26 protein-coding genes, 3 tRNA genes and 1 other annotated feature are annotated in these 26,421 nt (G+C 35.6%); of the genes, 20 read left to right on the forward strand and 9 right to left on the reverse strand.

Annotation, left to right across the window (positions count from 1 at the left end):
- Window positions 1-126 precede the first annotated feature (126 nt).
- Together EDD63_RS03450 and EDD63_RS03455 are read left to right on the forward strand one after the other, a co-directional pair.
- On the forward strand, window positions 127-612 hold the full coding sequence (locus EDD63_RS03450; protein ID WP_134168511.1) for a hypothetical protein: 486 nt from the start codon (window positions 127-129) through the stop codon (window positions 610-612).
- Between the two features lie 141 nt (window positions 613-753).
- Entirely contained in the window at window positions 754-1,095 is a 342-nt protein-coding gene (locus EDD63_RS03455; protein WP_134168513.1) for a hypothetical protein, read from the forward strand.
- A 54-nt stretch (window positions 1,096-1,149) separates the two neighbouring features.
- On the opposite strand, the gene EDD63_RS03460 is transcribed toward EDD63_RS03455, so the two are convergent.
- Complete coding sequence (locus EDD63_RS03460) at window positions 1,150-1,428, reverse strand: hypothetical protein (RefSeq protein WP_134168515.1); 279 nt, start codon at window positions 1,426-1,428, stop codon at window positions 1,150-1,152.
- Between the two features lie 185 nt (window positions 1,429-1,613).
- Window positions 1,614-1,824 (forward strand) — a binding site (T-box leader).
- A gap of 103 nt (window positions 1,825-1,927) precedes the next feature.
- Here EDD63_RS03460 and EDD63_RS03465 point away from each other — a divergent pair.
- From EDD63_RS03465 to EDD63_RS03550, 18 genes are all read left to right on the forward strand, one after another.
- The gene (locus EDD63_RS03465) at window positions 1,928-3,148 is read left to right on the forward strand and encodes an argininosuccinate synthase (protein WP_134168517.1); all 1,221 of its coding nucleotides are present in this window, start codon (window positions 1,928-1,930) and stop codon (window positions 3,146-3,148) included.
- 23 nt (window positions 3,149-3,171) lie between these two features.
- Window positions 3,172-4,554: an argininosuccinate lyase gene (gene argH, locus EDD63_RS03470; RefSeq protein WP_134168519.1), complete on the forward strand. Its 1,383-nt coding sequence runs from the start codon at window positions 3,172-3,174 to the stop codon at window positions 4,552-4,554.
- Window positions 4,547-5,587 carry an N-acetyl-gamma-glutamyl-phosphate reductase gene (argC, locus tag EDD63_RS03475; protein WP_134168521.1) on the forward strand — a complete coding sequence of 347 codons (1,041 nt, stop codon included), beginning with the start codon at window positions 4,547-4,549 and terminating at the stop codon, window positions 5,585-5,587. The genes argH and argC overlap by 8 nt, the downstream gene beginning before the upstream one ends.
- Window positions 5,588-5,598: 11 nt before the next feature.
- Window positions 5,599-6,807: a bifunctional ornithine acetyltransferase/N-acetylglutamate synthase gene (argJ, locus tag EDD63_RS03480; protein ID WP_134168523.1), complete on the forward strand. Its 1,209-nt coding sequence runs from the start codon at window positions 5,599-5,601 to the stop codon at window positions 6,805-6,807.
- A 17-nt stretch (window positions 6,808-6,824) separates the two neighbouring features.
- Window positions 6,825-7,703 carry an acetylglutamate kinase gene (gene argB, locus EDD63_RS03485; protein ID WP_134168525.1) on the forward strand — a complete coding sequence of 293 codons (879 nt, stop codon included), beginning with the start codon at window positions 6,825-6,827 and terminating at the stop codon, window positions 7,701-7,703.
- Entirely contained in the window at window positions 7,696-8,880 is a 1,185-nt protein-coding gene (locus tag EDD63_RS03490) for an aspartate aminotransferase family protein (RefSeq protein WP_134168527.1), read from the forward strand. Before argB ends, EDD63_RS03490 begins: the two co-directional genes overlap by 8 nt.
- 1 nt (window position 8,881) lies before the next feature.
- Entirely contained in the window at window positions 8,882-9,787 is a 906-nt protein-coding gene (gene argF, locus EDD63_RS03495; RefSeq protein WP_134168529.1) for an ornithine carbamoyltransferase, read from the forward strand.
- Between the two features lie 119 nt (window positions 9,788-9,906).
- Window positions 9,907-9,983 (forward strand) — tRNA-Glu (locus tag EDD63_RS03500).
- Between the two features lie 133 nt (window positions 9,984-10,116).
- Complete coding sequence (locus tag EDD63_RS03505; protein ID WP_134168531.1) at window positions 10,117-11,388, forward strand: MFS transporter; 1,272 nt, start codon at window positions 10,117-10,119, stop codon at window positions 11,386-11,388.
- Entirely contained in the window at window positions 11,360-12,364 is a 1,005-nt protein-coding gene (locus tag EDD63_RS03510; protein ID WP_134168533.1) for an ArsR/SmtB family transcription factor, read from the forward strand. Before EDD63_RS03505 ends, EDD63_RS03510 begins: the two co-directional genes overlap by 29 nt.
- A gap of 62 nt (window positions 12,365-12,426) precedes the next feature.
- Window positions 12,427-12,756, forward strand: coding sequence for a PadR family transcriptional regulator (locus tag EDD63_RS03515; RefSeq protein ID WP_134168535.1), 330 nt, complete (start codon window positions 12,427-12,429; stop codon window positions 12,754-12,756).
- Window positions 12,740-13,402, forward strand: coding sequence for a DUF1700 domain-containing protein (locus tag EDD63_RS03520; protein ID WP_134168537.1), 663 nt, complete (start codon window positions 12,740-12,742; stop codon window positions 13,400-13,402). Before EDD63_RS03515 ends, EDD63_RS03520 begins: the two co-directional genes overlap by 17 nt.
- On the forward strand, window positions 13,389-14,189 hold the full coding sequence (locus tag EDD63_RS03525; protein ID WP_134168539.1) for a DUF4097 family beta strand repeat-containing protein: 801 nt from the start codon (window positions 13,389-13,391) through the stop codon (window positions 14,187-14,189). Before EDD63_RS03520 ends, EDD63_RS03525 begins: the two co-directional genes overlap by 14 nt.
- Window positions 14,190-14,295: 106 nt before the next feature.
- Window positions 14,296-14,372, forward strand: a tRNA-Ile gene (locus EDD63_RS03530).
- Between the two features lie 26 nt (window positions 14,373-14,398).
- Window positions 14,399-14,474: transfer RNA gene (locus EDD63_RS03535), tRNA-Ala, on the forward strand.
- A gap of 322 nt (window positions 14,475-14,796) precedes the next feature.
- The gene (locus EDD63_RS03540) at window positions 14,797-15,753 is read left to right on the forward strand and encodes a hypothetical protein (RefSeq protein ID WP_134168541.1); all 957 of its coding nucleotides are present in this window, start codon (window positions 14,797-14,799) and stop codon (window positions 15,751-15,753) included.
- Between the two features lie 8 nt (window positions 15,754-15,761).
- Window positions 15,762-17,297: a cardiolipin synthase gene (gene cls / locus EDD63_RS03545; protein ID WP_134168543.1), complete on the forward strand. Its 1,536-nt coding sequence runs from the start codon at window positions 15,762-15,764 to the stop codon at window positions 17,295-17,297.
- Window positions 17,298-17,306: 9 nt separating this feature from the next.
- The gene (locus tag EDD63_RS03550) at window positions 17,307-18,158 is read left to right on the forward strand and encodes a patatin-like phospholipase family protein (RefSeq protein ID WP_134168545.1); all 852 of its coding nucleotides are present in this window, start codon (window positions 17,307-17,309) and stop codon (window positions 18,156-18,158) included.
- Window positions 18,159-18,170: 12 nt separating this feature from the next.
- Here EDD63_RS03550 and EDD63_RS03555 read toward each other — a convergent pair whose 3' ends face one another.
- From EDD63_RS03555 to EDD63_RS03590, 8 genes are all read right to left on the reverse strand, one after another.
- Window positions 18,171-18,896, reverse strand: a complete 726-nt coding sequence (locus EDD63_RS03555) for a hypothetical protein (protein WP_134168547.1) — start codon at window positions 18,894-18,896, stop codon at window positions 18,171-18,173.
- A complete protein-coding gene (locus tag EDD63_RS03560) occupies window positions 18,874-19,650 on the reverse strand; it encodes a type III pantothenate kinase (RefSeq protein ID WP_134168549.1) in 777 nt (258 codons plus the stop codon). Before EDD63_RS03560 ends, EDD63_RS03555 begins: the two co-directional genes overlap by 23 nt.
- A gap of 9 nt (window positions 19,651-19,659) precedes the next feature.
- A complete protein-coding gene (coaBC, locus tag EDD63_RS03565; RefSeq protein WP_134168551.1) occupies window positions 19,660-20,835 on the reverse strand; it encodes a bifunctional phosphopantothenoylcysteine decarboxylase/phosphopantothenate--cysteine ligase CoaBC in 1,176 nt (391 codons plus the stop codon).
- 10 nt (window positions 20,836-20,845) lie between these two features.
- Window positions 20,846-21,463, reverse strand: coding sequence for an ECF transporter S component (locus EDD63_RS03570; protein WP_134168553.1), 618 nt, complete (start codon window positions 21,461-21,463; stop codon window positions 20,846-20,848).
- A gap of 344 nt (window positions 21,464-21,807) precedes the next feature.
- Window positions 21,808-22,617, reverse strand: a complete 810-nt coding sequence (locus tag EDD63_RS03575; RefSeq protein ID WP_134168555.1) for an ABC transporter ATP-binding protein — start codon at window positions 22,615-22,617, stop codon at window positions 21,808-21,810.
- Window position 22,618: 1 nt separating this feature from the next.
- Window positions 22,619-23,542 carry an ABC transporter permease gene (locus tag EDD63_RS03580; RefSeq protein ID WP_134168557.1) on the reverse strand — a complete coding sequence of 308 codons (924 nt, stop codon included), beginning with the start codon at window positions 23,540-23,542 and terminating at the stop codon, window positions 22,619-22,621.
- Between the two features lie 28 nt (window positions 23,543-23,570).
- A complete protein-coding gene (locus EDD63_RS03585) occupies window positions 23,571-24,551 on the reverse strand; it encodes an ABC transporter substrate-binding protein (protein ID WP_134168559.1) in 981 nt (326 codons plus the stop codon).
- Between the two features lie 758 nt (window positions 24,552-25,309).
- Complete coding sequence (locus EDD63_RS03590) at window positions 25,310-26,089, reverse strand: histidine phosphatase family protein (protein ID WP_134168562.1); 780 nt, start codon at window positions 26,087-26,089, stop codon at window positions 25,310-25,312.
- Between the last annotated feature and the right edge of the window lie 332 nt (window positions 26,090-26,421).

Genomic DNA, 26,421 nt, shown 5'->3' on the forward strand with positions numbered 1-26,421 from the left:
AAGTGAAATTTCACACTCGATTAGATTTTTCGAGCAAAATATGCTATAATAAAGGCACAACGAGCGGTATTGATCATGTAGTTCTGTTGATCTTCCGCTTTTTATTTTTTTAACTAGGAGGTAATGATGTTAGAAATTGGAGAAAAAGTATTATATCACTTATATGTATGCAACGTCGTGAGTAAAGAAAAAAGAAACGGTAAAATTTTCTACAAACTAGTTTCTGTGGATCATGATGGATATTCGTTCAAAATCCCAGCGACGCACATTTCCACTAGTGTTCAACAAATCCCAACAAAAAAAGAACTACAAGGGTATTTAGAAAACATCGACATGAATGAAGTCAAACGCCCAACGGCTTTGGATATGGACCGTACGATTAAACCAATCTTGGATACATTTGATATTGAGAAATGGTTAGATGTTTATGGAATGTTATTTGATGAACGTAAAAAAGCCGTAGCAAGTGGAAAAATGGTTTCACAAAAGGTGCAAGGCTACTTAAATAACATGGAAGATAAAATCTTCAACTTATCTGCGTATATCTTTGATGATTCAGTAGATGAAGTAAAAGATCGTATTTATACACATTTAGACAACATCACGAGTTAATTCTTGTGGTGTTTTTTTATATTCATATACATATGAAAATGTGAACAACATTCATTTTTTTACATGATGATAGGCGTTTATATATTGTTATGGGATAATAATGATGTAGAAACGATTGTGCTGTGTGTGAAGGAGGTAGTTATGGATATACAAAAACTTAGAAGTGCACGCACTTGGTACAACGTAATGATGTTTGCTTTATCCTATGTTGTGTTTTATGACTTAAAAATCAATGTCTTTCTTTCAAGTGTATTTTTTACGTATTCTTTTGTATTGATATGGGTGCATGATTATTTTGTTAGAAATGTGAATAAAGAAAAACACTTTTTGTTGTACAAGCGAATCAATTACATTTGTGGGATACTATTGTGTGGATTCTATCTATACTTTTGTTTACCACATGGATGGGTCATACCGATGTTTATGATAATAGTCACATGTAGCTTTCTTGCATTTACATATTATGCAATAGAAGGTATTTAGTCTTGCGACAAAAAAACAGTGAATCACGTAGCTGTGATTCACTGTTCTTAATAATTATTTAATTGGTCTATTTCCAGTTTTTGTACTTTCTTTTTCCCAGTACTTTTTCACTTCATTAAGATCCAAGTAAGGTGCATCAGTAGTTCTGAAGTCAGTTAATTTGTCAAAGAAGAATTCAGCTTCATTGTAATCATCAAAGATCATTAACATTTTACCATCATTCTTTAAGATCCATTTTCCATCTTTTGATCCGACTTTGAAGTTTTTTAACTTCATGTTTAACATCTTTCCAGTTTTGTCATCACCTGTTCTGTAAACTAAATATTTTTTCATATCCTTTTCCTCCTTAGTTACATATTTATTATACAACGGACTGCATAATTATAAAGTGATATGCTTAACAAAAATAATGTAGAAATAAAGTGCAAACAATCAAAATGTAAAAAGTTTCATCCATATTTGTAAAAAATTACATTTTTTGTTGACATAGTTTTCATTCAAGCGTATGATAAGAACCATACAAAACGTTGATTAGGAAAAGTACTTAAGATTGAGATGCATAGCGAGATAACGATTGGTGGAAGGTTATCCAGGAGAAATTAAGGAAACGCACCTAGGAGTGTTTATGGGAATGTAAGTATCATAAATCGTTGATCCTCGTTACGGATTAGAGTGGGTAGTATAATACTATCAACTAGAGTGGTACCGCGTAAGTAAAACGTCTCTGGAATGATTTTTCCATGAGACGTTTTTTTAATCTTCAACAACCTAAAAACGTTCGTATATCGTATAATGAAATTGAATAAAGGACTATGAAAAAGGAGACGGTGTTATGAAAAAGGATATTAAGAAAATTGTATTGGCTTACTCAGGTGGATTGGATACATCTGTAATGATTCAATGGTTGAAAGAGAACTATGATAATCCAGAAATTATTGCTGTATCAGGAGATGTTGGACAAGCAGATGAACTTGAAGGTCTAGAAGAAAAAGCACTAAAAACGGGTGCTAGCAAATTTTACGCCTTAGATCTAAAAGATGCATTTGTTGAAGATATTATCTTTCCTTGTTTAAAAGCAAACGCAGTGTATGAAAATGTATATTTATTAGGGACAGCATTTGCTAGACCAATCATTGGTAAAGGTTTAGTTGATATTGCAATTCAAGAAGGTGCAGATGCAATTTGCCATGGTTGTACAGGAAAAGGAAATGACCAAGTACGTTTCGAACTTGCAATTAAAGCGTTCGCTCCTGATATGCATATTATTGCACCATGGCGTACATGGGAATTAAAAAGTCGTGATGATGAAATCGAATATGCAGAAAAACATAACATTCCATTAAAAATCAATCGTGAGACAAACTATTCAAAAGATAAAAACGTATGGCATTTATCACATGAAGGTTTAGACTTAGAAGATCCAATGAATGAACCAAAATATGATGACATTCTAGAAATGGGAGTAACACCAGAAAATGCTCCAGATGTTCCAACATATATTGAACTTGAATTTGAAAAAGGAATTCCAGTGGCTCTAGATGGAAAGAAAATGAAGGGACAAGATTTACTGCTTGCATTAAATGAAGTTGGTGGTAAAAACGGAATCGGAATTATCGACATGGTAGAAAATCGTTTAGTTGGAATGAAAAGCCGTGGGGTTTATGAAACGCCAGGGGGAACAATTTTATATAAAGCACACGAACTGTTAGAAACGATTACACTAGATAAAGATACACAACACTTTAAACAACATGTAGGAATCAAATTCGGAGAATTATTATATAACGGATTATGGTTTACACCATTAAGAGAAGCACTAAGTGCATTTGCTGATAAAACAAGTGAAACTGTAAATGGAACAGTTAAACTTAAGTTATACAAAGGGAATATTACAAGTGCAGGTATTTCATCACCTGACACATTATATTCAGAACAAATTGCAAGTTTTGGTGAAGATGATTCATATGATCAAAATGATAGTGCAGGATTCATTAACTTATTTGGATTACCAATTAAAGTAAAAGCAATGCAAGATGCAAAGAAACAAAAATAAATTGTGGTAAAGGAGGGCTTGCAATGAAGTTATGGGGTGCAAGATTCACAAAAGAAGCGAGTAAAAAACTCAATGATTTTAACTCTTCAATCCAAGTGGATTGTCGAATGTATAAACAAGATATTAAGGGTTCAATTGCGCATGTTACCATGCTAGCAAAACAAGATATCATTCCTGAAGAAGATGCAAAAACGATCGTTGAAGCACTACAGGACATTGAAAAAGATATTGATGAAGGAACCTTAATGATTGATCCAGAAGCTGAAGATATTCATATGTTTATCGAGCAAGTTCTCACGCAAAGAACGGGAGATGTTGGTAAGAAACTGCATACTGGGCGAAGTCGTAATGACCAAGTGGCACTTGATTTCCGTTTGTATACAATGGATCGCTTAGATGATTTAACAACTTTGGTTAAAGAATTAATTCTAACGTTATGTAAACAAGCAGAAAAACATACAGAAACCATTATGCCTGGATACACGCACTTACAACGTGCACAACCAATTACATTTGCACATCATCTACTTGCATATGTGGAAATGCTAACACGTGATTTACAGCGTTTCGCTTTTGCCAAAGAGCAAGCCAATGTTTCACCACTAGGTAGTGGAGCACTAGCAACTACAACGTATCCTATTGATCGTGCTTACAGTGCAAAGCTGTTAGGAATGAAAGATATTAGTTTGAACTCTTTAGATGGTGTAAGTGATCGTGATTTTGCAATTGATGCGGCTAATGCCGTAGCTACTTGTATGATGCACTTATCAAGATTTTCGGAAGAAATTGTATTATGGAGTTCATGGGAATTTAAATTCATTGAACTTGATGATGCTTTTGCCACAGGAAGTTCGATCATGCCACAAAAGAAAAACCCAGATATCTGTGAATTGATTCGTGGGAAAACGGGACGAACTTATGGAAATTTAATGAACTTACTAACTATGATGAAAGGTTTAGCCTTGGCATACAACAAAGATATGCAAGAAGATAAAGAGGCACTCTTTGATTCATTAGATACATTAGAAGTATGCTTGGAAACAGTTATTCCAATGGTGGATACAATGCAAGTACTAAAAGAAAATATGCGTTCAGCTGCTGCAAAAGGATTTATCAATGCAACAGACTGCGCAGACTATCTAACTAAAAAAGGAATGCCATTCCGTGATGCGTATGGCGTGATTGGAAAGTTAGTTCAACAGGCAATCACAAGCAATAAAGTGCTTGAGGAATTGCATCTAGAGGAATTCCAAGAAGTCAGTGAGCTTTTTGAAGAAGATATTTACGAGGCGATTTCTCTAGATACATGTGTAAATAAGCGTAGTGTTGTTGGTGGGCCAGCCCCAGCAGCAACCAAAGCGCATATCGCATTGGTCGTTCAAGAATTGGGTGATCAAAATGAATAAATTACAAGTAGGAATTATTGGTGCAAGTGGATATGGTGGAGCAGAATTATTACGTCTATTACTCAATCATAACCAAGTAGAGATTGCTGGTATCAATTCACGTAGTTACATCGGAAAACCAATTTGTGAACTATATCCAGGATTTCAAGAGATAAGTGATTTAGTGTTTGTTGATGAAGATGCTGTTATTGCGGCAAGTGATCTAATCTTTGCAAGTTTACCTCATGGAATCAGTGAACCAATTGCCAAAAAATGTGCAGATGCAAATAAGTGCTTTATCGATTTAGGTGCAGATTTCCGTTTGCATGATGAAGCGGATTATCAAGCTTGGTACAATGTTCCATTTAAAGAAAAAGCATTACACGAACAAGCTGTATACGGATTGAGTGAAATCTATCCAGAACAAATCAAGCAGGCAAAAATTATTGGGAATCCAGGATGTTATCCAACAAGTATTGGCCTTGCTCTATATCCACTTATGACAACAAACTATGCATTTGATGAACATGTGATCATTGATGCAAAAAGTGGAGTTACTGGAGCGGGAAAAGAATTGAGTGAAGGTTCACACTTTCCAAATGTTAATGAAGCATTTCATCCGTATAAGGTGGCAAATCACCGTCATACACCTGAGATTGAGCAAACATTAACTGAGATGCATAAGCAAAAAGTACAGATTACCTTTGTGCCACATCTACTACCAATCTCGCGTGGAATTATTTCTACGATATATGTCAAAATGAATGAAGCAATCAACTTTGATGACTTGTATCAACACTACGTTGATACATATAAAAACCATACGTTTGTGCGTGTGTTAGAAAACGGGAAATGTGCAAACTTAAAGTATGTTCAATATTCAAATTATTGTGATATTAGCTTACATTACGATACACGAACACATACACTTGTCTTAGTATCAGCGATCGATAACATGGTTAAAGGTGCTGCAGGACAAGCGATTCAAAATATGAATTTAATGTATGGGTTTGCTGAAGATGAAGGATTGAAACTCATTCCTCCATCATTCTAAAAGGAGGAATTATGAGTCAAACGGGAGTATGTTATCCAAAGGGATTTCTTGCGAATGGAATCCACTGTGGAATCCGAAAAAATAAAAGCAAAAAAGATTTGTGTTTAATCTATAGTGAGAATATATGTGCAGCTGCAAGTGTGTACACACAAAATAAAGTAAAAGGTGCACCAATTGCAATCACAAAAGAAAACTTATCAAACCATCTAGCACAAGCGATTGTCGTCAATAGTGGAAATGCAAATACATGCAATAGTAATGGTGAACAAATTGCTAGAGAGATGGCTAAGTTAAGTGCAAATGCACTAGGGATACAAGCAAACGATATGATTGTTGCTAGTACAGGTGTTATTGGTCAAAAACTAGATATTACACCGATTGCAAACCATATCCAAGAACTCGCAGACGGTCTAAGTGTTGAAGGTGGTATTGCTGCATGTGAAGCAATTATGACAACTGACACAACGATTAAAGAATGGCATGGTAGTTTTGTGATTGATGGAAAAGAATGTCGTATCGGTGGAATTGCCAAAGGAAGTGGAATGATTCATCCAAATATGGCAACCATGCTTTCGTTTATTACAAGCGACGTGGATATTAGTACAGAGATGCTAAATCTCGTAATAAAAGAAGTGGCCGATGAGACATTCAATATGGTAAGTGTTGATGGGGATACATCGACAAATGATATGCTGACTGTAATGTGTAATGGACAAGCAGAAAACCCGCAGATTCGCGAAAAAGGAAATAACTATGCCATCTTTAAAGAAGCACTGTTTCGTGTAGCCAAACACCTTGCACGCGCAATGGCAAAAGATGGTGAAGGAGCAACAAAACTATTAACTTGTCAGGTGGTAAATGCACCAACCAAACAAGCTGCAAAGCATATTGCCAAAAGTGTCATCGCATCAAGCTTGGTGAAAAGTGCGATGTTTGGAAATGATGCAAACTGGGGACGTATTCTTTGTGCTATAGGGTACAGTGATGCAGACTATGACGAAACAACAATTGATGTAACATTTACTAGTGTTGCAGGAAGTGTTGATGTTTGTAAACAAAGTCAAGGAGTAGACTTTGATGAAGAGCAAGCAACACAGATCTTAAAACAAGAAGAAGTCATAATCTATATTGATATGAATCAAGGCAAGGAAACAGCAGAAAGCTGGGGTTGTGACTTAACGTATGACTATGTCAAAATCAACGGAGATTACCGTACATAATGAGGGGTGAAACAAAAATGATGAAAGATGCAATTAAAGAAGCTGAGATTCTCTCGCAAGCTTTACCATACATTCAAGAATACAGTGATAAGATTATCGTTGTGAAATATGGTGGAAATGCCATGAAAAATGAAGAGCTCAAACAAAACGTTATGACGGATATCGTATTGTTGAGTGAAATAGGAATAAAAGTTGTGTTGGTACATGGTGGTGGACCAGCAATTAATCATATGCTACAAAAAGTAGGAATTGAACCGAAGTTTGTGGATGGATTACGGTACACAGATAAAGATACGATGGAAGTTGTACAAATGGTTCTGGCTGGGCAAACCAACAAAGAGTTGGTATCTATTCTAAATGGGAAAGGTGCAACTGCAGTTGGGCTTTCTGGAATGGATGCAAAACTGATCAAAGCAAAAAAATACGAAGCAAACGGAAAAGATCTAGGTTTTGTTGGTGAAGTAGAACAAATTCATGCGAAGTCAATTCTTGATGTATTGGCACATGGATATATTCCAGTAATTGCATCGGTAGGGGTTGATGATGAAGGACAAGCCTACAATATCAATGCAGATATTGCGGCAAGTTCCATTGCCCAAGCACTCAATGCTGAAAATATGATTTTAGTTAGTGATGTTCCAGGGATTTTAGAAGATCCGAAAGATGAACGTTCATTATATTCAAATATTTACTTCGATCAAATTGATGAATTAATTGCTAGTGACTTTATTAGTGGTGGAATGATTCCGAAAGTTGAGTGTATCAAAACTGCGCTTGATGGTGGTGTTAAGAAATCATGTATTATTGATGGTCGCATTCCACATTCAATCTTAATAGAAATATTAAGTCAACAAGGAATTGGAACCTTGTTTAAGAAAAGAGGCATTTATGAATAATGTATTGAAGATGCGAGAACATGCATATATTGCAAATACGTATAATCGTTTTGATGTCGCACTAAAGTATGGGAATGGTGTTATTGTTGTTGACGACGAAGGAAAAGAATATTTAGATTTCACAAGTGGAATTGGTGTATGTGGTTTGGGACATAGTTTTGAACCATGGGTGAAAGCAACTACAAAACAACTGAAGGATATTGAACACACATCGAATTTGTTTTATACAGAACCGATGGTAGATGTTGCTGAGAAATTATGTAAAGCAGCAAAATTAGAAAAAGTATTCTTTGCCAACTCAGGAGCAGAAGCCAATGAAGGAGCAATCAAAGCTGCGCGTAAATATGCTTTTGATATCTACAAAGGCGATCGTTCTGAAATTATTACGCTTAAGAATTCATTTCACGGTCGTACGATTTCTACATTAAGTGCAACTGGTCAAGATAGTTTTCATCAGTTCTTTGATCCATTTACACCGGGATTTGTTTATGTGGAAGCTAATAACTTTGAAGAATTAGCAAGTGCAATAAACTCGAAAACGCTCGCAATTATGGTTGAAGTCGTACAAGGAGAAGGTGGAGTTATTCCACTAGCAGAAACCTACTTACAAGCAATACAAGATATTTGTGACCATAAAGACATTCTTTTTATCGTTGACGAAGTACAAACGGGAATGGGACGCACAGGATCACTATTTGCATATATGCAATATGGATTGAAACCAGATATCGTAACATGTGCCAAAGGACTAGGAAATGGATTGCCAATTGGAGCAGTTCTACTAGGAGACAAAGTAGAAGATATCTTTGAAAAAGGAGACCATGGTTCTACTTTTGGGGCAAACCCAGTATCTTGTGCTGGAGCAAATGTTGTAATGGACTACATGAATGATAGTTTGTATAGCAATGTTATCAAGATGGGAGATTTACTAGTAACTAAATTAAAGGAAATCCCACAAGTTGTACAAGTGGATGGACTTGGATTAATGTTAGGAATTGAAATTGATGCATCAATTGCTGCACGTGAAGTAGTGGAAGCGTGTATTGAAAAAGGATTACTAATTTTAACTGCTAAAAATCGTTTACGCTTGTTGCCACCACTAGTGATTACAGATAAACATATTGAAAAAGCCGTAAAAATACTAGCAGATGTATTAGCAAGTAAAGCAAAGGGGTAATATGAAACATTTATTAAAGATGAGTGATCTAAGTAAAGCAGAGATTTATGAACTGTTGGACTTAGCAGATACATTGAAAAAAGAAGTGAAAGCGGGAATTCAAACGCCATACTTAAAAGGAAAGACGTTAGGTTGTATCTTTCAAAAAGCAAGTACGAGAACTCGTGTGTCATTTGAAGTCGGAATGGTACAACTTGGTGGATATCCATTATTTCTAAGCTCAAATGACTTACAAATTGGTCGTGGAGAACCTGTTGAAGATACAGCGCGTGTGCTTTCAAGATATCTTGATGGTATTATGATTCGTACCTTCGAACAAAAAGAAGTAGAAGATTTTGCCAAATATGGAAGTGTACCAATTATTAATGGACTAACTGATTATGCCCATCCATGTCAAATTCTTGCAGACTTAATGACAATCAGAGAGTTTAAGGGAACACTAGAAGGATTAAAACTATGCTATATCGGTGATGGTAATAATATGGCTAACTCATACATTGTGGGGATGTTAACTGCAGGGATGAAAGTCAGTGTAGCTACACCAAAAGGATATGAGCCAGATGCAGACATTCTTGCGAAGTATCAAGCAGATCCAAACTTTGAACTAACAAATGATCCAAAACAGGCTGCAAAAGATGCGGATGTAGTGGTAACTGATGTTTGGGCAAGTATGGGTGATGAAGCAGAAGCAGACCAACGTAAGAAAGTGTTTGCTGGAACATTCCAAGTAAACCGTGAAATTATGAATCTTGCTAAAGCAGATGCAATGGTCTTGCATTGCTTGCCTGCACACCGTGAAGAAGAAATTACTGCAGAAGTATTTGAAGAACATGCAAATGAGATCTTTGAAGAAGCAGAAAACCGTCTACATGCACAAAAAGCGGTGCTTGTAACACTGATGAAATAAGGGATTTTACATCCCTTTTCTATTTTATTGAAAATATTTTAAAAAACTTTCAAATAATGCTTGACTCACCCCCTTCGTTTCGGTATAATTCATCATGTACCTGTCAAAAAGGTAATGTTGGCCCGTTGGTGAAGCGGCTTAACACACCGCCCTTTCACGGCGGCATTCACGGGTTCGAATCCCGTACGGGTCACCAATATAAAAGAACGAGACAATTAAGCCGGTCTCTTTTTTTTATGTTTTATGTAAGATAGAAATCTAATATATGATTGACATACATCTAACGTCATATTATACTAAAGTTGTGATATGTTAGAGGGGTATCAAATATGAAAGAGATAACACGTAAAATGTTAATAAAGGATCAACCACGCTATGTTCGTTATATGAGTGCGAATTTGATCAATCGCTTTGGGGATGCAGTAGATTCCTTGGCAACGGTTTGGTTGACGTATGAAGTGACAGGTAGTGCAAGTATGTCTGCACTAGCATATGCATGCAACATGCTACCTACAGTAATTCTGACACCGCTATTAGGTGCGTACGTCGAAAAGTTAAATAAGAAGAAAGTAATGGTTCTTGTCGATTTTATGCGTGCAGTTTTGGTGTGTTTGTATCTATTCCTATATGTTAGTGGAATATTAAATGTTGCGATGATTTTAACACTTACCGTACTGACATCAAGTGTTGAAGCGTTTGGTCAACCAGCAATATCCGCTTTCGTGACAGAGATTCTTGACAAAGAGTATTATGAAGTTGGAGTTGGAACCAATCGTGCAATGATGTCTGCAATGGAGCTTGTTGGAAATGCATTAGCGGGAATTATTCTAGCAACCTTTGGTATTGCTGGTGCCTTTGTTGTCGATGGGTGTACATTTGTGATTGCTGCTTTATTAAAACTGAGTATTCCCTATAAACAAAGAATACATGAACAACATGCGAATACTCCATATCTTACAATGCTAAAAGATGGATTTGTTTATTTACGCAAATCGAAAGTTTTATTAACTCTATGTTTCATTGGATTGTTCTTAAATGCATCACTGGTTCCATTTAATGCAGTACTTGCACCTTATATTGGAACATACTTAAATGGAAGCCCTATGTTTCTATCACTAGTGAGTATTGGGGTTTCAGCAGGGGCAATGTTCGGTGGATTTTTATATCCTACAATCAGTAAAAAAATATCTACGAACATGCAATTTGCAATCGCAGGAATATGTGCAGCACTTCTATATTTTAGTTTTACGTTAGTTGCAGTTCTATCTTTACCACTTTACGTTTCGATTGCCTTACTTTTCGTCTTTATTTTTTTTATGGGAGTTGCAGTCAGTATTGGTGGTAGTATAGCCAACATTACATTCATCTCTCGGGTAGATCAGGAATACCTATCACGATCTTCTGCGATTATCGATGCGTTTTTCTATAGCGGAATGCCAATTACATCAGTTGTTGTATCGATTGTGGTAGCAAGTTTAAGCATTCCACAGGTATTTCTCATCTTTGGATGCATCTGCTTAGCATGTTTTGGTATAATACTACATAACAAGACATTGAAGGGGGACACAAGCGATGTTAACACTACAGCAACAACCATATGAACTATATGAAACCTTTTCGTACTTTGAGCGTGCGTACTTCAATATACCCGTAACAGCAGCTTGGAAGAAATATGATCCACTTCGTAAGAAACTAGAAGAAAGTTATACGGTGTTACAGCCAACGCTTAGCAAAATTATTAAAGACCATCAAAAATTCTTTGAGTATACGACGTTTGGTGCCTCAGAAGGTGATACGTGGGTTGGATTTATTGTGTTTTCGATTGTATATTTAAATAAAGATAAAAATCAACAACGGGCTTTCGCTTTAGAAATGATGGAACTTTTGAAAGCATCAAGTATACAAGAAGAAGCTGACGATTTACGTTCAACCTTTATTACTTTCCTACAAGAAGATGAAATGGATAGTAAACACAAATGGGAATTGCTCTATATATATGAAAATTTCGATTTTTTTGCTAGTGAAATCACAACGATTATTGAAACGCTTCGGCCTGAAGTTCGTAAACAATTACAAATGTACCAATTAGAAGTGTCAAACTTTATTGACGATATCACACGTAATACAAGACAAATGAGTTTAGAAAGTTACATTAAAAGGGTTGTGCGTGTCACTATTGAAGATGCAGAGGTTCGAGTCGTGTATCCAACTGTATTTGGTTCGAATTCACTAACGATTCAGGAACGATATGTGTTTATTGGAATTCTATTTGATTCATCATTTGACTTTCAAGGAGAGAATGAAGAACTAGATTTATTGTTAGCTAAAATGAAAGTGTTAACAGATCCAAGTAAGTTTGCAATTCTTAAGGAATTACACAAGGAATCAACATATGGAAATGATCTTGCAAAGAAAATGAATTTAACTCCCGCAACGATTTCGCATCATATGAATGCTTTATTAAGTGAAGGCCTTGTTAACTTGCGAACAGGTAAAAGCAAACGGATTTATTACAGTGTGAATGAAGAGGCAGTGAAAAGCATCCTACAAAACGTTGAAGAGCAATTATTAAGTTAATTGCTTTTTTTGTTGACAATAATATTATACGGTGTATAGTATTATATGAAAGGAGATACTATATGAAATTTCAATTAGGTTCAAGTTTGCTGGATGCGTGTGTATTATCAATCCTCAGAAATGATGATGCATATGGTTATAAACTAACACAAGAAGTGAAGACAGTTATTGAAGTATCGGAGTCGACACTCTATCCAGTTTTACGACGCTTGACAAAAGATGGATACTTAGAAACCTACGATAAGCAATTCGAAGGTAGAAATAGAAGATATTACACCCTAACTGAACAAGGGAAGAAACAATACCAATTGTATTATGATGCTTGGAAAGAGTTCTCGACTCGTATAAGCAACATCATGGAAGGAGGACATACAAATGGAGAATATGACTAAACAACAATACATTACAAAGCTTTCCTTCTATTTAAGAGGGATGGAAGAAAGTGAATATGAAGATGTAATGAATTACATTCAAGAATATTTTGAGGATGCAGGAATTGAGAATGAACAGAGCGTAATGGAGGAGTTAGGCTCACCGCAAAAGTTAGCAGCAACTCTTCGTGCTGAGGCGACTATCAAAAGTGCAAACAATAAAAGAGAAGAAGCAGAAAGTAACCTACAACAAGAGAAACAAAAAAACAGTACGTTAAAAACAATACTGATTATTGTTTTAGGAATCTTTGCTTTACCAATAGCATTGCCACTAGCAATTGCAATGATCGCAGTTATTTTCGCATTATTTGCAGTATTAGTTAGTATGGTGATTGTTGTAGTTGTGATGATTGTTGCACTATTTATCGTTGGAATTCCAAACGTTGTACATAGTATCTCATTATTTAGTGTGAGCTTTGCAGATGGATTAGTTGCACTTGGTGCAAGTTTAATGATGATTGGAGCAGGCTTGCTAATGGCACTAATCGTAGTAGCTATAATTAGTAAGTTTATCCCTTGGATGGTTCGTCAACTCACAAAATTTTTTAACCGACACAATAGTCGTCCACATTTAAACAAGGAGGGACATATTTATGATGAAAAATAGATGGATAAGAAATACAATCCTTGTTGGGTTAAGTGTTTGTATCATTGGATTTGTTGTAATGTTAATCGGATTTGGACAAGGTGGACGATTAACAGTTTCAAATTATCGTGTAGGACCAATTGGTATGGTAGGTATCAATCGTCAATCAGATGAGAAAACAACTACGTTTCATTTAACACCAGAAAATATCACAGGTCTTGATATCGAAGCAGAAGTTGGAGACGTTGAGATTGTAAAAGGAGATCACTTTGAAGTGAATATGGAAGGGTTTAAACCTTCAGAAGTAAAATACTCAAACTTAAGTCATGGAATCTTCAAAATTGAAACATATAGTGGAATTGATCTTATCTCTTTAGGAACAAATAATAACTATGGAAAGATTAAGGTTATTGTTCCTGCATCATTTGATAAAGTTGAGGTTAGTGCAAATGTAGGAGATGTGAGAGTTTCTGATCTTACTTTAAAAGAATTTGATATCTCTGTCGATGTTGGAAATTTAGAAGCAAAGAACATGAATGTAGATGTAGTAGAAATGGATGTAAACTTAGGACATGCACTGTATCATGGTGCAATCAATCAATCGGTTGATGCCGATTGTGATTTAGGAGAGCTAGAGTTGCAAATAAAAGGAGTACGTGAAGAGTATTCAATGGAACTTGATGCAGATTTAGGAGATATTACAGTTGATGGTCAACATCACGGTACATATGAATCAAAAGGGACAACAAATAAAAAAATCGGAGCTTCAACAAATTTAGGAGAGTTAATAATATCCTTTATTCAATAGGTTTTTAAGGCACTTTTTAGAAAATAAAAAAAGTGTCTTTTTTTTTAATTTTAGTGTTGACACCTTATATGCTCCATGGTATTATAATAAGGCATTCGCAAGAAGCGGGCCTGTAGCTCAGTTGGTTAGAGCGCACCCCTGATAAGGGTGAGGTCGCTGGTTCAAATCCATTCAGGCCCACCATTTTCTATTCGAATGTCTATATACATGGGGTTTTAGCTCAGCTGGGAGAGCGCCTGCCTTGCACGCAGGAGGTCAGCGGTTCGATCCCGCTAAGCTCCACCATATAGTAAACTACACCGAAGTGATAAACTTCGGTGTTTTTTAATCTTATTGGAGCTTGTGACTTATAACTGGACCTCCGCGTGCCTAGTTAACGTAAACTTTAAAAAAGTAAAAAACTGATATATTGCAAAAATTAGGTAGTCAAAAATACGAAAGATATCCAAATTAATTTTAACTCTATGATTGAAGCGAACAGATAGAATGATTCAAGTGATGAAGATAGAGTAGAAAAAGTTCAGTTATTGTTCAGTTAGAATCTATGGATTTACTTTTTGTTTAGGTGGAATTGTTGTATAATAATCAAGAATATATGGAGGAATTTATGTTAAACGAAATCGCTAAGAAATATATGGATCAATATGGTTGTCGCTTTAAGGGATCACAAAAACGTAAGTTCCGTGAAGCCATCTCGCACGACTTTGAACAATTGGGTTATAAAGTAGAAACAGACACACAAAGAGTCAAACTATCTCGTGTGAATAATTTATATGTAGGTAGTATCAAACAAGCAAAGTATGTGTTTGTTATACCGTATAATACACCACCAAAGGTATTTTGGTTTAAGAATCGAATTTACCCACAAGATGGATATAAACAAATGCGTAGAATGTTTTTCCCGCGTTTTGTGCCAATGATTGCAGGTTACTTAGTATTACTTGCGTTGCTATATATTATTCCGGCATTCTTGCCAGCAAGTATTGCAACATATTTCTTTATCTTTGTGTTGTTGTATTTAGCTGCACTGGTTGTCTTTATTGTACGAGGTGTACCAAATAAGAAGAACTATGTAAATAACAGTGCATCGATTGCCATTGCTCTTGATATGGCTGAACAGTTAAGTCCAAGTCAACGTAAAGAAGTCATGTTTGCTTTCACAGATAGTAATCAAGTACATTTAAGTAATGGGAATGTAGCATTCCAAAAATACTTGGTCGCAAACAATAAAGCAAGTGCTTCAATGATTATGCTTTTCTGCATTGGTCGAGGAAGTCAAATTTCATATCAAGTAGGACGTGGACTAAAGAATGAAGCGCGTGATATGCAAAAAGCATATAAAGGAACAACACCAATTGAAATTGTGCAAATGGGTGATGATCGTAAAGCGGAGGGTATCTTACGTGATTTCTCAAAAGCAATGATGATTTCAACAGGTGATAATGAAGACGGAAGTCTGATGGTTGAGGGATGTGCAACAGGTAAAGATCATTCAGTGAACATGGAAATGGTCGAACGAATTAGTGAAAGTCTTGTTGCATTCATTCAAAAAAATAGAAAATAAGGGGTAAGATGAAACAAATTTTTCGATTACTAACCAATAAAATCGTAATTGTTGGAGTATTGATCATACTGCAACTCGGGCTAGTAATGCTAGGGGTATACACTCTTAGTGTTTTTAGCTTAGATGCGTATTCCATCTTTCATGTATTTTCAATTTTAGCAGCCTTATATGTAATTAATCGAAACGATAATCCATCGTATAAACTATCCTGGTCAATTTTGATTTTGATTGCACCAGTATTTGGATGGCTATTTTACTTAATGTTTGGGGCAAAGAAAGTACCTAAGAAGTTACGTGAACGTGATGAAGTATTACATCAAGATGTCGTAGCGCATATTGAAGGAAATGAAGAACTATATCATTATTTAGTACAAAATGATGGAAGTGCCTATAAACAAATTAATTACATTTGGAATGCAAGTCAATTCCCACCATATGGAAAAACGCGAACTAAGTTTTTTGCGACAGGTGAAGAAAACTTCGCGGAATTGATGTTGCAATTAAAACGTGCAGAGAAGTTTATCTTTATGGAATACTTCATCATTGATGAAGGATACATGTGGGATAGTATACTTGAGGTGCTTGTACAAAAAGTCAATGAAGGTGTAGATGTACGCCTTATTTATGATGATTTTGGTTGTGCAAGTAAACTTCCAAGTAAAACAAACCTCAAACTCGAAGCACTGGGAATTAAAACGTATGTGTTTAATCCAATTCGACCACGCTTGGCTATTCAAATGAATAATCGCGATCACAGAAAAATAACAGTTATTGATGGTAAAGTTGCTTTCTCTGGTGGAATCAACATCGCAGATGAGTATATCAATCGTAAAGTGCGCTTTGGTCATTGGAAAGATGGTGGAGCCATGCTTGAAGGAGAAGCGGTGTGGAGTTTTACCTTTATGTTCTTACAGTTTTGGAATTATAACAGTGATGAAAAAGATAACTATCATGATTTCAAACAACCGGATGAAGCATTTGAGATGTATCCAAATGATGGTTTAGTACAACCGTTTAGTGATACCCCAACAGATGATGAAAATGTTGGAGAGTACACACATATTAATATGATTAATAATGCAACGGATTATGTATATATCACAACACCATATTTAGTTATTGATTCGGAGATGCGAACAGCATTAATCTTAGCGGCAAAGAACGGTGTGGACGTGCGAATTTTAGTTCCGCATATTCCAGATAAGAAAGTCGTGTTTCAACTGACACGCTCAAACTATGAAATCTTAACACGCAATGGTGTTAGAATTTATGAATACACACCAGGCTTTGTGCATGCAAAGACCTTTGTTTCTGATGATAAGTATGCCATCGTAGGAACGAGTAATATGGATTTCCGTTCATACTACTTACACTATGAATGTGGGATTTGGTTTTATAAGAGCAGTTGTATTGAAGATATAAAACGTGATTATCTTGAAATGCTTGATGTTTCGCAAGAAATTACGTATGAATATTGTCGTAGTGAGAAACTTGTTGTGCGAATGATTCGTGCAATTCTCAATGTATTCTCACCACTTATGTAGGAGGAATTTATGAATCAAAATGTTGGGATTATTTGCGAAGGCGGAGGAACCAAAGCAGCCTATACCAGCGGTGTTTTAAAAGCATTACTAGACCATGATATAAAACTGCCGTATTCAGTTGGAATTAGTGCAGGAGCTGAAAATCTACTGCCCTATGTGTCACGTCAACCATATCGTTTGGAAGTGACAGGAATTGAAGCAGGAACTCAAAAAGATGCAGTAGGTATTCGACCATTATTTAAAGAAGGTGGGATCTTCGGTTTAAATGCAGTTTTCCAATTTCTAGAGAAAAAGACACCTCTTGATTATGATACCTTTTATAAGAGCCGTACAAGGCTTGATATCGGCTTATATAACATCGAGAAGGGAACAGTGGAGTATTACAGTAAAGAGTACTTAGACAAGGACCAAACGCTTGTGAAGGCAAGTTGTGCATTACTGTTATTAACGAAACCTTACAAATATTTAGGTGGTTTATATATGGATGCAGGATTGATTGATATGATTCCAATCGAGCAAAGCATTCGTCAAGGAAATACGAAGCATATTTTCATTTCGACAAAAGAAGAAGGATATGTACGTAAACCTGCACCTGGATGGCAAATATGCTTAGCCAAAATGAAGTATCGTAAATATCCACATGTTGCACGTGATTTGAAATTACGTCATGTTCGCTATAAAGAACAATGGGATAAAGTTGAAGAATTAGAAAGCAAAGGACAAGCTTTAGTTTTACGTCCTAGTGAAGATCATGGAATTACGCGGTATACGCAAGATCCTGATAAACTTCGTGGATGGTTCCAATTGGGGTATGATGATACCATTGCACGATTGGATACAATTAAAGAATTTATTAAATAAGAAAAGAGATTTCTACAGTTCGTCTGTCGAAATCTCTTTTTGTTTGGATAGTGCTTTTTGTGCTTCTTTATAACGTAAGGTTCCGTCGTTGCGAATCGATGATAGAAACTCTGTGCTATAAGGAAGCAGTTGACCCATGACAATCATAACTTTCCATCGATAGACAGGATCTTTACTATTGTAATAGGTTGCTTCAATGATTTTGAAGACAATTTCATCACTGAAGTCATTGTTGTAAAGTAAGTAACCAATTGCAATAATTGCTTCGCGTTGTACTTTACGGGGTTTAATAACCAATGCGTTAAGTAAATCGGGTAATACTTCAATATCCATACGACCAAGTGTTCTAGCAATAAGATCACGAGGTAAAGGATATGAATTCTTCTTTGTGATTCGCTTTGGCAATGTTGTATATTGCTTATTTGGAATCACTGCTAAGTAGTCAATTAGTAAGCCAACTTGCTGTGTAGCATTTTGCAAAGACTTACAAATTTCCATACGTGTATACAATGCTTTTTCAATAGTTAAACGTTGAAGTAATAACTTACAAATTTCTTCTTCATTAGCAAACAAGGAAAGGTGTTTTGCGGCAATCGTACGTTTGATTGCTTGTTTATCGTTAAGATTAACAATCGATGTTTCTTTTTCTCGCTTGTTTGGGTAAATATCGAAATGCTCGATAAACCCACGGCTTTCTAATTGTGTTCTTGTGCTTCTACCCTTTTTTTGTTCGCTCATATATCATCCGTAATCCTTTAAACGTTAAGTCGGGATCGTAAATATCGATCTCCTCAGTTCCTTCGGCTATAATCCTTCCTAAACCACCAGTCGCTATGACGCGAATGTGGTCCCCCATTTTTTCTTTGAAAAGCTTAATAATATGTTCGGTTAACCCAACATACCCAATATATACACCAGCTTGCATGCTATCAATTGTATTTGTTGCTAGTACGTTATGGACTGGTTGTATTTGAATTTCTGGTAACTTTGCAGCCCTACTAGATAGTGCTTGCGCACTAATCTCAATACCTGGAGCAGTTGTTCCTCCTAGATACTCACCTTTGCTATTTACAAAATCAAAGGTTGTTGCTGTACCAAAATCAACCACGAGAATATCACCACCGTATCCGTAGTATGCACCTACAGCATCTACAAGACGGTCAGCACCAAGTTCCCGTGGGTTATCAATCCGGATAGAAATTCCAGTTTTTACCCCTGGACCTACAATCATTGGTTCGATATTAAAAAACTTTCGAATCGAATTGGTAAAGCTGTGCATAATTTTAGGCACAACACTAGAAATGATAACATCTTCAATATCTTTGACATCGATTTTTGCCGCATTCAGGAAACTTGTCATAAAGAATCCATATTCATCACTTGTCATGCGATTTTGTGCGGTTAGTCGATAACTTTGAACAAGTGTATCACTACCTTTTTCATATAATCCAATGGTAATGTTGGTATTTCCAACGTCTATAACTACTAACATAATTCTCTCCTATTTACACAGTGTTTCTAAGATGCGATATGCAAGTTCTTCTTTGCTTGCTTGTGACAACTCTGTGTTTCCGTCACGATTGATTAGTGTAATGATGTTTGTATCGACATCAAAACCAGCACCAGGTGTACGGATATTGTTTGCAACTAGTAAGTCGCAATGCTTCTTTTCAAATTTCTTGCGTGCGTTTTCAAGCATATTTTCACTTTCCATCGCAAAGCCACAAAGCTTTTGATGACTTTTATGATCACCTAAATATTGTAAGATATCCTTTGTTTTCACAAATTCAAAAGCGGTTGTTTCTGTATCTTTTTTAATTTTCTGATCAGCGATAACTTTTGGTGTGTAATCTGCAACTGCAGCAGCCATAATGACATAATCATATGTATCATATTCTTTTGTCATTGCATCAAACATATCAGCTGCACTGACTACATCAACTACGTCTACGCGATATGGTTTACTAAGATGTACGGGACCACTAACTAAAGTGACGCTTGCTCCCATGTTTCGGGCAGCTTTTGCGATTGCATATCCCATTTTTCCACTACTATGGTTTGAGATAAAACGTACAGGATCAAGAGCTTCCCTTGTTGGTCCAGCACTAACAAGCACGCGTTTACCAGTAAGTATTTTTTTAGGATAACCAACCATTTCAATAGCTTCAATCATCGTTGGAATATCGGCAAGTTTTCCAGTGCCTGTATCACCACATGCAAGTAAACCAACACATGGTTCAATAATATGATAGCCAAGTTTTTTGGCTTTAGTTAGGTTTTCTTGTGTCACAGGATTGTTATACATTTGTGTATTCATCGCAGGCGCGATAAGTTTTGGGCAATTTGCTGCTAAAAATGTAGTACTTAACATATCATCAGCAAGTCCATGAACCACTTTTGCAATAACGTTTGCAGTTGCTGGAGCTAAGATAAAGACATCTGCTTTTTTTGCTAATGAGATGTGTTCAACATCATAATGCTCGACACGATCAAAAGTGTGCACGTATGTCTTGTGTTTTGTCAGTGAAGAAAATGTCAAAGGGTCTACAAACTTTGTAGCATTTTTAGACATTATGACTTCTACATCATATCCTTTTTTTAATAGGTCACTTACAAGTTGTACGGCTTTAAATGTAGCAATCGAACTTGTAACACCAACTACGACACATGGTTTCATCGTTTTCTCCTTATAGTGATACTACTTTTTTTCCAGCTTTACATACAGCTACAGCAATAATGACTGCGGCAATAGCTTCCATAATTCCTGAACCAGTTATGATAGACATAATAAATCCAATCAGTGCATCATAGGCAACACCTACAGCACTTGCATATGCTGGTCCAAAGAATATGTAGATTCCACCAAGAACTAAAATCGTGTTCGTCAAGGAACCAAGTAATGCAGCAACTGACATCGAAAGGATGTCATTCACATTGCGTTTGGAAAGTTGTTCATAAACAAACCCAGCAACAAAGCCGACCAGTACCCTAGGCACAATTGCAATTAATAAACTAACGAAGTTTCCACTTTGCCCACCGATTGTAATAAATGGTGAGAACACAAAACTTGAGATGTTTGGATCAATACTTGCTTTGATAAGAGATGTTAACCCAAAGATAAGTCCAACAATTGCTCCTTCTTTCTTTCCTAGTAAGATTCCAGCAATAATGACTGGAATATGTAAAGTTGTTGCGTTAATGAATCCCAAATTAATGTAACCTAAAAAGGGGATGACACTAACTGCAATCTCTATTGCAATAAACAATGCAAGTAGAGTAAAGCGTTTCATATTCGTTTTTTTCATGTTATACCTCCTGTCGCTTCAAATGAATGCAACGTTGTATAGTTTAAGATGTGGTTTAAGTTGTAGGTAAATGTCTTTTCGGATCACTTCCACGTATAAACTATGCATACATTATAACGTACACATCCAAAAAAAGAAAATAATTATCCCGAGTAACACCTACAAGATTTCATCTAAAATGCATAGCTTATAAACAAAACGCATAAAAGATACATATAAAAAAAGAAGAAATTAGTAACGATTTCTTCTTTCATCTATATATATCGAACATTGTAATATAAGGCGATGAGGGAGGGAGTGAAGGCCCTCCTCATCATTCAAGGATCACAATTGGTTCGCAAATTTTAATCTAATAGCATACTGTCACTAAAGTCGTTGTGACTTTTTTGTTGGTACAATTTCATCACATCTTCAATAGTTAAGTTCGCTTTTTCTTCGTTGGAAAACTCATAAAGAATTTTCCCTTCATTCATCATAATTAAACGATTTCCATAAGCTAATGCTTGGGCAATGTTATGGGTAATCATAATGGTTGTGATGTTTTCTTCTTTAATAATCGTATCGGTAATTTCCATTACTTGTTTTGCAGTCTTTGGATCAAGAGCTGCAGTATGTTCATCAAGAAGTAATAAATCAGGTGTATTAATTGTTGCCATCATCAATGTAAGTGCTTGCCGTTGACCACCTGATAGTAATCCAACTTTACTTGAGAAACGTTTCTCTAAATCTAGACCTAATAAGGAAACTTTGTCTTTCATCAATTGACGTTCTTGTTTTGTTAAACCAATTTTGAAGAATCGATGATATAAACTGTTTTGAGAATTTCCACGTCGATAAGCAAGTTCCAAATTCTCTTCAATACTCATATCTGGAGCTGTTCCTTTTAATGGGTCTTGAAACAAGCGACCAATTTTCTTAGCACGGTTGTATTCTTTCATATATTCCATATGTTTTCCATTAAGAATGATTTGACCTTCATCTACTTCATAACTTCCGCTTATACAATTCAATAAGGTACTTTTACCTGCACCATTACTTCCGATAATCGTAATGAAATCGCCATCGTTAACTTTCAAACTCACATCATTCAATGCCTTTTTCTCGTTAACGGTGTGTTCGTTGAATGTAATACTGATATGTTTAAGTTCTAACATATTACTTACCTCCAATTCTGCGTGCACGTTTCCGCTTTTTCTCAATAAATGTTTTAATGGTTGGAATCGAAATTACAATTGCGACTAAAGATGCACATAATAATTTCCAATCATTCGGATCCATTCCTTGAGCTAAGGCAAAAGATAACAGTAAACGATAAACCATTGCTCCAAGTACAATTGAAACAAGTGAATTAAGTACACTACGTTTACCAAATACACTTTCACCAATGATGATACTTGTTAGTGCAACTACCATCATTCCAATACCTTGAGAGATATCATAGAAGGTTTGGTGTTGTGTATAAATCGCTGCACATAAGCCAACAAATCCATTAGCTAGTCCCAGCCCCATAATTTTCATCGCATCAGTATTGATTGAACTTGCTCGTACCATTTCTTCGTTATTTCCGGTTGCACGTAAGGCAAGTCCCATCTGTGTTTTAAAAAATACATAAAGTAATAGCATGCAGATAATAACAATCACCAACAATAAGATTAAATTGCTGTGATCAAGCATACTTGTTGGTAAGCCAATACTAGCAAGTACATCATGAAATTTCGTAAAGATGGTTTCTACACCAAATAATGAAAGGTTTGGTGTACCACCAGCAATTTTTAAGTTGATCGAATATAATCCAGTCATTGTTAGTATTCCTGCTAAGATGTAATTTACTTTCATCTTTGTGTGCAAAAATCCAGTGACCATTCCAGCGAAGCAACTTACGAGTGTACCGCCAAGGATGGCTAAAAACGGATGTCCAGCAATAGATAGTACAGCACTTGTCACTGCACCTGCAGTAAAGCTACCATCTACGGTTAAATCTGGAAAGTCCAATACTTTGAATGTTACATAAACTCCAAATGACATAATGGAAAATAGTAATCCTAATTCAATTGCACCCAATATTGTATTTACACTCATACAAGTTCCTCCAATGTTTACTCAAATATTATTTTACTTCTACGACAGTTTCGTGGTTTTTCTTGATTGTATCTAGGGTTGTGATATTCAGTTTGTTTGCTACATCTGTATTGATGTAAACACTCAAGTTATCTTTAAATACTTTTACTGGAATATCTGCTGGGCTTGTTCCGTTTAATACTTTGATTGTCATCTTTCCAGTTTCTTTTCCTAGAGATGTATAGTCGATTCCTACAGTTGCTAGCCCACCATCAGCTACCATTGAATCCGCCCCAACAAATAATGGGGTGTTTGTTTTGTTTGCTACAGCACTTACAACATCCATTGCACTTGCCACAGAATTATCATTTGGTGTAAATACGATATCTGCTTGTTGGCATAGGTTTTGCATTGAACTTTGAATATCTGCAGTATTAGCAAATGCACTTTCATATACTTCTAATCCATTTGCTTTGGCATATTCTTTTGCTTTATTCATATTGCTCACAGAGTTTACTTCTCCTGAGTTGTATAGCAATCCAATTGATTTAGTTTCTGGGAGCATCTCTGTTGCTAATGCAAGAATTTGATCTACTTGTACTTCATCACTAGTCCCAGTGATGTTTCCTCCTGGCTTTTCTAAACTATCCACAAGTTTTGCACCAATTGGATCAGATACAGCTGAGAAGATAACTGGAATATCTTTACTTACATTTGCTGCAGCCATTGCTGAAGGTGTTGCGATGGCAATAATTGCATCGACACCATCATCTTTAAATTGTTGGCAAATCGTGTTTAGTGTACTCATATCACCATTTGCATTTTTATAAACGATTTCAATTGAATCGTCAGTATCTGTAATTTCTTTTACGGCAGCTTCACGAATCGTATTTAATGATGCATGATCCACAATTTGTACAATACCTACTTTCTTTGATGAACTGTTACCTCCATCTTTTTTGTCGCCTGAACAGGCCACCAATGTACATACCATTAATAAACTCATAGCCAAACATAATACTTTTTTCATTTTCTTTTCCTCCTATATGTTTTGGTCATGATGCATTTAATTGTAGCTTTGAATAAAAAAACACTTGTCCTTGCTTAAAAAATAAGCTCAAGGACAAGTGTATCTTACACATGCGGTGCCACCTTGTTTGATTTGATTTACCAAATCCAACTTTCAAATGCTATCACATTCTTAACCCTATAACGTGGGTATCCGTCTTACCTACTTGAAATACATCTTTCAGTTCGCCCTCATGGGTCCATTTACGAAACAGCATCTCTGTGAGATTTCCACCATCACTCACTCTCTATTAGCGCTTAAATCGCTTGATCTCCCATTCATTGGTTTATCAAATAGTAACAAACATGAAAACACATGTCAATGAAAAATGTAATTTTTTCATAAAATGTAAATTGTTACATAATAAGATAAAGAAAAAAGTATCCATTATATAGCGAATACTTTTCTCTTCGATGAAGTCTTTTTTTCTAGTTAAACTAGAATATATAGACATTTCTATCCCATTCTTTGCGTATATCCATCACACATAGATATACATCAAAGATAAACACATACTATCAACATATCACATTTGATAGTACTTACATATTACAATATAAATGATAATAAATCTAGAGAATCAAATGAAAAATGTAAACTAATGTAACTAAATGTAAGTTTATTCATTAATGATGAAGGATAATAATATATCATAACGGTAATACCGATTATGAATAAAAACTGCAATATCTAATTTGATAATTGCAGTTTCGTAGTTGTTATTTTAAGTAAGAGTCATCTCCAACACTTTGTAATGTATACGTACCATCTTTGTAAGTAAGTATTGTAACGGAACAGTTTCCAATATCTTCTCCATTATATTGGTCAGGAACGAGTAATGTCATCAATGTAGGAATCATTCCTCCTGAAGAGACAACTAAAACATTATTATGTCCATCTTTTTGTGCATTTGCCACTAACGTAGCCATTGCTTCTTGTCCACGTTTGGTAATTTGTTCGTATGTTTCTGCTGCTTTTAATGGATCAGATGCAGCAATGGCATCAGCAATACCTTCGTCACCAAGTAATTCAACTAATTTTGGATAATCTGTCCAATTGTCATCCCATTGTAAGTTGTATTGTTCCAAAATAGGACGCCACATCGCTTCATTGTCTCTACCTTCAAATCCACCATAGTTCCATTCTTTAAATCCATCCAATTCAATGATTGCAGGAATGTCATTTTTATTCCCATCAAGTATATGTTGTGCGGTTTCTCTTTGTCTACCTAAACTACTTGAGTAAGCAGCATCAAATGTAATGTCTTTTAATCCAACACCTACTTGTTTTGCTTGTTCAATCCCTTTTTCTGTAAGTGGGGAATCCGCAAATCCTTGAACTTGTCCCGTTGTATTAAACCATGTTTTTCCATGACGAACTAAATAGATGGTTACTTCATCACTTGTTTCTTTATTCGCTTCTTCTTTTGTACTCGTATTACATGCGACTAACGTGAACATTAGTACGAATGCTAGAGCTACATTCCAAATTCGTTTCATTTCATATCCTCCTTGAAAACAGTTGTAGTACTTCAACGTCTATCTCAAGTATAGAATTTGAAGTAAAAAGATAAAGCGAATATTTTGCCACTTTTGTTTGGCAAATTCATAAACATGGCAAACGTTGACTTTCTTTATATTCTTTGAGATTGTTAGGATAGTAAAGTTGGGGGACATATGAGAAATAATAGAAAAATTCAATTATTAAAAATACTAATGCGTCAAGAAGATTACATAAAGACAAACTATCATATGTCAAGTAAAGAATGATATTGGCATATAAATAGGTGATTGTCTTAGTTTAGAGGTGAATCCTCTATAAAAACTTCAAT

The organism is Breznakia blatticola, from assembly GCF_004365815.1.
Lineage (GTDB): Bacteria > Bacillota_I > Bacilli_A > Erysipelotrichales > Erysipelotrichaceae > Breznakia > Breznakia blatticola.

Excerpts from the sequence above, each read along its gene's own strand:
- EDD63_RS03450 (WP_134168511.1), top strand. The coding sequence starts at position 127 with ATGTTAGAAATTGGAGAAAAAGTATTATATCACTTATATGTATGCAAC.
- EDD63_RS03455 (WP_134168513.1), top strand. The coding sequence starts at position 754 with ATGGATATACAAAAACTTAGAAGTGCACGCACTTGGTACAACGTAATG.
- EDD63_RS03460 (WP_134168515.1), bottom strand. The coding sequence starts at position 1,428 with ATGAAAAAATATTTAGTTTACAGAACAGGTGATGACAAAACTGGAAAG.
- EDD63_RS03465 (WP_134168517.1), top strand. The coding sequence starts at position 1,928 with ATGAAAAAGGATATTAAGAAAATTGTATTGGCTTACTCAGGTGGATTG.
- argH (WP_134168519.1), top strand. The coding sequence starts at position 3,172 with ATGAAGTTATGGGGTGCAAGATTCACAAAAGAAGCGAGTAAAAAACTC.
- argC (WP_134168521.1), top strand. The coding sequence starts at position 4,547 with ATGAATAAATTACAAGTAGGAATTATTGGTGCAAGTGGATATGGTGGA.
- argJ (WP_134168523.1), top strand. The coding sequence starts at position 5,599 with ATGAGTCAAACGGGAGTATGTTATCCAAAGGGATTTCTTGCGAATGGA.
- argB (WP_134168525.1), top strand. The coding sequence starts at position 6,825 with ATGATGAAAGATGCAATTAAAGAAGCTGAGATTCTCTCGCAAGCTTTA.
- EDD63_RS03490 (WP_134168527.1), top strand. The coding sequence starts at position 7,696 with ATGAATAATGTATTGAAGATGCGAGAACATGCATATATTGCAAATACG.
- argF (WP_134168529.1), top strand. The coding sequence starts at position 8,882 with ATGAAACATTTATTAAAGATGAGTGATCTAAGTAAAGCAGAGATTTAT.
- EDD63_RS03505 (WP_134168531.1), top strand. The coding sequence starts at position 10,117 with ATGAAAGAGATAACACGTAAAATGTTAATAAAGGATCAACCACGCTAT.
- EDD63_RS03510 (WP_134168533.1), top strand. The coding sequence starts at position 11,360 with ATGTTAACACTACAGCAACAACCATATGAACTATATGAAACCTTTTCG.
- EDD63_RS03515 (WP_134168535.1), top strand. The coding sequence starts at position 12,427 with ATGAAATTTCAATTAGGTTCAAGTTTGCTGGATGCGTGTGTATTATCA.
- EDD63_RS03520 (WP_134168537.1), top strand. The coding sequence starts at position 12,740 with ATGGAGAATATGACTAAACAACAATACATTACAAAGCTTTCCTTCTAT.
- EDD63_RS03525 (WP_134168539.1), top strand. The coding sequence starts at position 13,389 with ATGATGAAAAATAGATGGATAAGAAATACAATCCTTGTTGGGTTAAGT.
- EDD63_RS03540 (WP_134168541.1), top strand. The coding sequence starts at position 14,797 with ATGTTAAACGAAATCGCTAAGAAATATATGGATCAATATGGTTGTCGC.
- cls (WP_134168543.1), top strand. The coding sequence starts at position 15,762 with ATGAAACAAATTTTTCGATTACTAACCAATAAAATCGTAATTGTTGGA.
- EDD63_RS03550 (WP_134168545.1), top strand. The coding sequence starts at position 17,307 with ATGAATCAAAATGTTGGGATTATTTGCGAAGGCGGAGGAACCAAAGCA.
- EDD63_RS03555 (WP_134168547.1), bottom strand. The coding sequence starts at position 18,896 with ATGAGCGAACAAAAAAAGGGTAGAAGCACAAGAACACAATTAGAAAGC.
- EDD63_RS03560 (WP_134168549.1), bottom strand. The coding sequence starts at position 19,650 with ATGTTAGTAGTTATAGACGTTGGAAATACCAACATTACCATTGGATTA.
- coaBC (WP_134168551.1), bottom strand. The coding sequence starts at position 20,835 with ATGAAACCATGTGTCGTAGTTGGTGTTACAAGTTCGATTGCTACATTT.
- EDD63_RS03570 (WP_134168553.1), bottom strand. The coding sequence starts at position 21,463 with ATGAAAAAAACGAATATGAAACGCTTTACTCTACTTGCATTGTTTATT.
- EDD63_RS03575 (WP_134168555.1), bottom strand. The coding sequence starts at position 22,617 with ATGTTAGAACTTAAACATATCAGTATTACATTCAACGAACACACCGTT.
- EDD63_RS03580 (WP_134168557.1), bottom strand. The coding sequence starts at position 23,542 with ATGAGTGTAAATACAATATTGGGTGCAATTGAATTAGGATTACTATTT.
- EDD63_RS03585 (WP_134168559.1), bottom strand. The coding sequence starts at position 24,551 with ATGAAAAAAGTATTATGTTTGGCTATGAGTTTATTAATGGTATGTACA.
- EDD63_RS03590 (WP_134168562.1), bottom strand. The coding sequence starts at position 26,089 with ATGAAACGAATTTGGAATGTAGCTCTAGCATTCGTACTAATGTTCACG.